This is a genomic window from Robiginitalea sp., from assembly GCF_049588695.1.
Taxonomy (GTDB): Bacteria; Bacteroidota; Bacteroidia; order Flavobacteriales; family Flavobacteriaceae; genus Robiginitalea.
Window position 1 is genome coordinate 1 of sequence record NZ_JBAVZJ010000242.1, and the last position, 2,219, is coordinate 2,219.

The 2,219-nt window shown below is 50.9% G+C and carries 1 protein-coding gene; it reads left to right on the forward strand.

Features of this window, described 5'->3' with window-relative positions; translation table 11 throughout:
- A partial coding sequence (locus tag WBV75_RS05885) for a TonB-dependent receptor (protein ID WP_424119715.1) occupies positions 1 to 2,219 on the forward strand: 2,219 nt, incomplete at both ends.

Here is a 2,219-nt window from a genome sequence, read left to right on the forward strand (position 1 = left end):
GTACTTGATTTCCACGACCAGACACCGCTTGTTGGAGCTACGGTGTACATTTTGGAAATTGACAGGGCGGTTCTGACCGATTTTGAGGGTCGCTACCGAATAGAAGGAGTTTGCCACGGCTCTTACGAAGTGGAGGTATCACACAGGCTTTGTCGGACCTTGATTTTTGAGGTTGACATAATGGGCAATACCCAGCGAGATTTCCAGATGGAACACCACCTGGAGGAATTGGAAGAAGTTCAGGTAGTGGGCGACCTGCTCCCCGATATTTCCAATACTGCCCAGGAACAAAGACTCTCCACCCAGACTTTAGAGAATTACAGCAGTGGAACCCTGGGAGACGCTCTTCGAGAAATTAGCGGGGTTTCCACCCTGAAGACAGGAAGCAATATTGTAAAACCTGCGATCAACGGACTCACGGGGAGCCGGGTTCTTATCCTCAATGACGGGGTGCGTATGCAGGATATGGAATGGGGAGATGAACACGCCCCGAATGTCGACATCAATTCAGCGGATCAGGTTTCGGTCATCAAAGGGGCATCGGCCCTGAAATATGCGGGAGACGCCATTGGAGGTCTTGTGGTTATTGAACGGGAGCGGGTGGCTATTGCCGATTCCCTCTTCGGAAAAACAATGATGACCCTGATGTCCAATGGATGGGGTGGTAATGTCAGCACTGAACTCACTCGTACTTTTGAAAGCGGTTGGTATCTGAACGGGCAGGCCTCTTTTAAACGTTTAGGCGACCGGGAAGCTCCGGATTACGTGCTATCAAATACGGGGATGCAGGATCTCGGCCTGTCCTTTCATGCGGGCAAGCGGCTGATCAACCAGGGATGGGATTTTGACTACTCATACTACCAGGCAGACATAGCCATATTACGCGCCTCGCATATCGGAAATGTAGACGACCTGATCGAAAGCATCAATTCCGGGACGCCCTCGGTGATTGAACCCTTTACATATGAACTGGGCGTACCGCGGCAGGAAGTGGCCCACCACCTTGGAAAATTCAATTACTATCTGAGGATAAAAGGCGTGGGGAAATGGACTGCCCAGTACGATTTTCAGAATAACCGCCGGTTTGAATACGATGTCCGGGTAGGTGCTGACCGCGATAAACCCGCTATAGACCTGGAGCTCACCACCCATACCCTGATGACTGATTTTACCTGGGATGCCTCCTCAAACCTCAAGGTGCAGGCGGGTCTGTTGGGTAGATACCAGAATAACTTTGCCAACCCGGATACCGGGGTCCGAAGGTTGATCCCGGACTACGATAAATACGAATTCGGCACGTTTCTGATCGGTGAATACCGCCTTAAGGAAAATTGGCTACTCGAAGCGGGTATTCGATATGATTACAGCCGTATTGATGCCCTGAAATTCTACCGAACCTCCCGATGGGAAGAGCGCGGTTACGACGAGGACTTCCCCGAATTCATTGTAGAGGATCTCGGCACCCAATTGCTGACCAATCCCGTTTTTGATTTTCATAACTTTTCAGGTTCCGCAGGTATGCGGTTTACCCTGGATACCCATTCGGAAATTCGGGCCAATTATGCCCTGGGGCAGCGCCCACCCAACCCTTCGGAACTTTTCAGCGATGGGCTGCACCATTCCGCAGCGCGTATTGAACTGGGGGATTTGCGTATCGATTCGGAAACCTCCCACCGGATTTCAATAGCCTACAACCGCAGTGGTGAGCGTTGGGGGGTTACCCTTGAGCCTTATCTGAATTTTATACAGGATTTTATTCTCCTGGAACCCACCGGGGCTGAGTTTACTATCAGGGGTGCCTTCCCGGTTTGGAGCTACCGACAAACCGATGCCCGTTTGGCCGGGGTGGATATCTCCGGATACGTCCAATGGAGTCCTTTATGGCAATCGCGACACCATTTTTCACTCACCAAGGGAAATGATTTGGATCAGGACGAACCCCTGATCAATATCCCTGCACCCATTACCCGTAATTCCATTTCATTTCGTAAGACCGAATGGCACGGGTTTGAAGCGAGTCTGGAAAGCACCTATGTCTTTCGGCAGAATGAGGCACCCCCTAACATTTTTGTCTTTTCTCCGGCCCAGCAGGAACTCGTAGAACTTGAAATCAATACCCCGCCCCCAGCATACCATCTTTTGACATTGAGGGCAGGCATGGACTTTTCCCTCTCTGAAAAACTGGTTTTAAACACGGGTATTGCCGTGGAGAATCTGGC